The 5,347-nt window shown below is 49.9% G+C and carries 4 protein-coding genes; 1 reads left to right on the top strand and 3 read right to left on the bottom strand.

Going from position 1 to position 5,347, the window contains the following annotated elements; translation table 11 throughout:
• On the bottom strand, positions 1–962 hold a 962-nt coding region (locus ACESLU_RS11205; RefSeq protein ID WP_372638735.1), incomplete at its 3' end, for an NAD(P)/FAD-dependent oxidoreductase.
• A gap of 361 nt (positions 963–1,323) precedes the next feature.
• Positions 1,324–2,943 (bottom strand): amidohydrolase family protein, encoded by a 1,620-nt coding sequence (locus tag ACESLU_RS11200; RefSeq protein ID WP_372638734.1) that lies wholly within the window; start codon positions 2,941–2,943, stop codon positions 1,324–1,326.
• A gap of 560 nt (positions 2,944–3,503) precedes the next feature.
• Between ACESLU_RS11200 and ACESLU_RS11195 the strand changes: the two genes are divergently transcribed.
• A complete protein-coding gene (locus ACESLU_RS11195) occupies positions 3,504–5,132 on the top strand; it encodes a right-handed parallel beta-helix repeat-containing protein (RefSeq protein WP_372638733.1) in 1,629 nt (542 codons plus the stop codon).
• Between the two features lie 52 nt (positions 5,133–5,184).
• Here the strand turns inward: ACESLU_RS11195 and ACESLU_RS11190 are convergent, their stop codons facing one another.
• Complete coding sequence (locus tag ACESLU_RS11190) at positions 5,185–5,310, bottom strand: high-potential iron-sulfur protein (RefSeq protein ID WP_372638736.1); 126 nt, start codon at positions 5,308–5,310, stop codon at positions 5,185–5,187.
• Positions 5,311–5,347: the final 37 nt, after the last annotated feature.

Genomic DNA, 5,347 nt, shown 5'->3' with positions numbered 1-5,347 from the left:
ACAATTTCCATCGTCCCGGCGAATCGCAGATCACCCATAATCGGCGTTACAGCCACTTTTTTCTCCGATAACAAAAAATTAGTATGAGGAATCGTTGAAGGGTTTTCAAGCGTTAAACTGTACCCCTTGCCAGCCTGAATGGGAAGGCTGACATTCAGATGCTTTATCAATTTAGGGGTCCACGCTCCACAACATAATACAGCGTGTGTTCCTCTTAATTTTTGATGGTCTGAACTTATAACATCTACTTTTCCTTCAGGTTTTTCAAATATATCCGTTATCTCTGTATCAAATTTGAAAGTAACCCCCCGCTTTTGCAAAAAAGACTTGAGCTGGTTCATCAAATTTCCGGGATGCAAGTGAGCATCTTCAGGGTAATATACTGCGCCCCGGATACTCATTCTCATATTCGGTTCCATTTCCTGCACATCTTCCGCCGACAACACTTCCGTGGGAACACCCAGGGCGCTCGCTTTTTTCGCTTTTTCCGCCGCTTCCTTCAATCCTTTTTCTGTGTTGCACAACGTTAAGTGCCCGTTACGCTGAAGACCAAAATTCATGGATTCTTTTTTTTCAAGGTCAATGAGCAGCTTTTGGTTTCTAAAGAGCATATCCCTTAGCACCGGCCCGGCTTCTTTAACATGTTTCCGGGTGGAAGCCTTCCTGAACTTCCATACCCAGCTAATCAGTTCTTTATCCAGACGCGGTTTGATATAAAAGGGACTTTCGGTTTTGAGCATCCACCGCAGCCCCTGGCTGATAACCCCGGGAGATGATAGGGGGATAACATGCCGCGGTGCGATCAGACCCGCATTCCCGTATGAACAATTATCCTGGCCATCCCCTTTGTCACAGACGGTAACCCCTATCCCCTTTTTACTTAAATAATAGGCCGCCGCCAATCCTGCAATACCCGCACCGATGACGATGACGTGATTTGTGTTATCCATCATTGCACTCATGTAACATATCGTGTTAAAAATTTGTATTTGGAGCCTTTGAAAAACCAGGGAAGTTAGTCCGTATCAAAGCCGGACCGAATTCAAACCCGCAGCAAATAAGGCATAGGCAAGGATTTTAAATGCGCGAAGATGCTGTAATCAGCCAAGAACACAGTTTTGCAAAGACTTCTATGTATTTAACGTTCGTTCAGCATAAAGATTCGTTACAAATCATAGCTGTCATCGCGAGGAGGCATTTTTGATTCCTGCGACCCCAACAATGAGTCCGGGGAGGCAATCTGTAACACTGCAAGCATGTTATCATTCCTTTCGTTAGCATTAGTTGTATAGCCAAAGATAAGCTTTTTGAAAAAAGTGGCTGTCATTGAGCAGAATGATGCAACACCCTGCCCCGGCGGGGAGATAAAATTTGTCCCTCTTTAAGGGCATAATGGCCGTTTACCAGGACATATTTCATCCCTTGCGAATATTGATGAGGGTTTTGGAAAGTCGCCTCATCCGTAATTTCATCCAGGTCAAATACAGCAATATCGGCTTTCGCTCCCTCCCGGATTTGTCCGCGACCGGTGATACCGAAAACCTGTGCCGGGAGGGTGGTCATGCTCCGAATGGCGGAAGGCAGATCGACTACTTCCTTTTCCGTCGCATATTTCTTTATTTTTCGGGAGTAGGTACCGTAGTTCCGGGGATGCGGCACGCCCTGTCCCAAGGGTACCAGTCCCCCGTCGGAGCTTGTCATGGTCCAGGGCTGACGCATGAAACGGTGGACATCCTCTTCGCTCATGTTAAACGATACGATGCCGGGCTTTCCTTCTTTTATAAGCTCAACAGCCATCTCCAGCGGCGATCTGTTCCGGGCACCGGCAACCTCTTGCAGCGTCTTGCCCTCAATAGTTGAATCGGGATCATAATATCGGAATTGTATCCGGTCCGCGCCTCCGCGGCGAGCCAGGTTCTCCTTCATTTCCAATCGTATTTTGGGAAACAGCTCCGGGCTCTCCAGCCGATCAACCAGTTTATCATGTCCCCCTTCCTCCGCCCATCGCGGTACCAGGGCTGAAATCAACCCGGTAGCGGAAGCCATATACGGGTACTGATCCGCAAAAACCTCAACGCCTTCCGCGCGGGCCTTTTCTATATTCGCCACGATCGTCTCGGAGAGCCCCCACACCGGCGGACCCAGGGCTTTAATGTGGGTAACCACGCCCGGCAATTGGGCTTCCCGGGCGACCTGAATGACCTCATCGACGGCCGCCTCCAGCCCGATGGTGTAGTTGGATTCATCCCGGATATGGCTGGTGTAGGCCCCGTCGTATGCGGCCGCTTCCCGGGCCAGTTCAACCAGCTCTCCGGTAGTGGCATAGCTGCCCGGCGAATAGAACGGGCCGCTGGAAAGCCCGAAGGCGCCGCCCCGCATGCCTTCCCGGACCAGTCGTTTCATCTCCTCCATCTCGCCCGGAGCAGGCACGCGATCCTCCATCCCGATTACCGCACTGCGGATTGACCCGTGGGGGACCATCTGTGCCACGTTAACCCCGATGCCATCCTCAAGCAGATCCCGCCGCTGCTTCTCCAGGTCGACGGCTCCACCGCCGTCCGGGTTAACAAAAACCGTGGTAATGCCCTGCAGGAGCAGTGGTTTGGCCTCGCTGAGCTCCGGATCGGCAAGGCCCGAGCCAGCATGGGAGTGCACATCGATGAAGCCCGGCGTAACGTATAGGCCTGCGGCATCAATGGTGTCGCGGGCCACGGCATTTTTCAGCTCTCCAACTTTTACAATCTCATCATCTTTTATACCAATATCCGTATAATACCAGGGATTGCCGGTGCCGTCGAGGACCCGGCCGTTGATGATCAGTGTATCAAAATCATATTCATGTTCTGCCGGCATATCAGACAGGGTGGCACAGGCGGCGGTCACGGTGAGGCAAAGGAATCCGGTTACGATGTTATTGATCATTTTCTTAACTGTAAAACCCATACTATCTTTGATTTTCTAATTATGTGCTCCCACAGGTTAACCTATAGAGCAAATAGATCAATGGTTCCTCAACATTCTCACTCGACTTTCACGGTCATGTGGAATGGATATTTTTATTAAAATTTTTGCTCTTATATCATTTATTGATAGATATCTATTAAACTTCTTATTGTAATAACATGCAAGTATCAATACAGAGATATATTATTACCCAGTTAGTAGAAATGATATTCGATATGTTTAAAAAATCATCATCAATAATACTAAGCATTTCATATCTCAGTGAAATATGACAAAGTACTGTTACCGGCTGGAGGGACCATTTTCCTTACTTATTGTTAGAAGCCTTTTTAAAACCAGGAATTATGTTCAGGCTCAAGGCCCGAGGGAGATTGGAATCGCAGCATATAGCCCATGTGTGAGAATTTCAACCAACCGATAAGCCCGACATCGGGCAGAAGAACAGTTTAATTAAGGCTTCTTTTAACCATATGAATCCTATACTATTGAATATGAGCATCATCATCCGATTAGACATTCATCCGTTTCTTACCATCTGTTTGCTTTTAACTTGCCTTCTGCATACAGAAATCCAAGCACAGAGTGCCGGCTCCGATTACGAAGGACTCTCTTCTGAACCCCGGGAATGGCCCGAACCGACCCATTACATCTCCCCGAACGGTTCAGACGACGACCGGGGAACTTCCCCCAACGAAGCCTGGATGACCTTTGACCATGCGCTGCGTCACCTACGTCCGGGAGATGTGCTCGGAGTTATGGATGGCGTGTACAGGCCAGAGAAAACGGGTCTGCTCCATATCGACGGGGGACACCGGGGCAACGCCCGTACAGGATTACCTGATAACCCGATTACCGTCCGGGCTGTCAACGAACGCAAGCCGCTCTTGGAATCAGACGGTTTGATGCCTGGTATATACGTTGCACGAAACCGTTTCTGGAATGTATTGGGACTGACCGTAACAGGAGAGGACAAAGCAACGGAAGAACCGAACCCGCTGCACCAGGGAAGCCCCGGCATGGAATCCGTCTTCTCACTCGTAGAAGTTAATCGCAGCAGTCACATCACACTAAAGCGGATCCTTGCCAGCCACTCCAACCGGTTAGGGGTCAACAACAACAATCACATATACCTTATCCTGAACAGCCGCAATGTACTGGTTGAAGAATCGGAAGCCTACAAGCACCATCGCCACGCCTTCCTCGCCTGGCAAACGGAAAAAGTCACGTTTCGCCGTTGTTATATTCATCCACGGAAACACTACAAGGGAGTCACGCACAGGCTCGCGGGACAGGAGCGACGATTCGCTGACGAAGCGGTGGCCTTTTACCGGGGGGCGTGGGGACTGGTGGAGAACTGCATCAATGAAGGTACCAATGTGGGATTTCATGCTCACGGCGGGGATACCTTTACGAGGGCTTTGGGAGGCTCGTATAATGAATTTTACGGAAATATCGGTCTTAACAATTATCACGCTTCCCGGGTTGACGCTCGATACGCCCCCTACTTCGAGGCCAAACCAGCCATCGGCAACAAGTTTGTTGATTTTCTGGTGATCGGCCAGCGGGGAGTGGGGCTCTGGCACAGTAGTGCCACGCAGAGCTACAATCGAAACATCACGCTCTACGGGGGTACAGGCACAGGCTTCCGCGCAGATGAACGGGGCGATGATCCCCCGTGTGCAATGGTATCAGAGTATGGCGGCTGCACTTTTACGCTACACAATGCCCTTGCTTTCGACAACGATGGATCGGGACTGCATGCTGAGGACCAGGATGAGTTTCTCATTGAATATTCCAACGCCTGGGCCAACACCAGCGGAAATTTTGCCGGGAAAGAAGAGGACATTTCCGATCATTCCGGACCCATACAGCAATCTATGTCTGTCCGCCCGGAAGGGATGGGATTGGAGAAAGGCGAGTGTATTGTCTTCGTGCCGGAATCCTCCAATATGAAAGGGGCCGGAAAAAATGGGGCGGATATCGGCGCCAACATCCTCTACCGATATCATAACCGAACGTTAACGGATAAGCCGCTTTGGGACCCGGCCAGCGGTGAGTTTCCCCATGGGGCGTTAGTGGAAGGTATTAATGACCTCGCCGGAGCATCACTTTTTGACGTGCATAAGCGCCTGAATGTCAACACGAACGGATGCCGCCTGCCTTATTGATTCGTTGTCTTGAGTAAATATTAATTTTACAGCCAGTATTATAAATAATCCATCATTCGTTGGGTTCCCAATAATCACAATAGCCCTCTGCAAACACGGGCCCTTCAAATAACACGCATCCTCCACATTTGTTACCCGGCTCCGGTTCCAGATAGAGGCTGCAATTACTGCAGAGCATATCCGGATAGGAAGAGTCCTCCACATAGCCGTATACG

Source organism: Fodinibius sp., assembly GCF_041642155.1.
Classification (GTDB): domain Bacteria; phylum Bacteroidota; class Rhodothermia; order Balneolales; family Balneolaceae; genus Fodinibius.
This window is presented reverse-complemented; position numbering and strand designations above follow the sequence as displayed.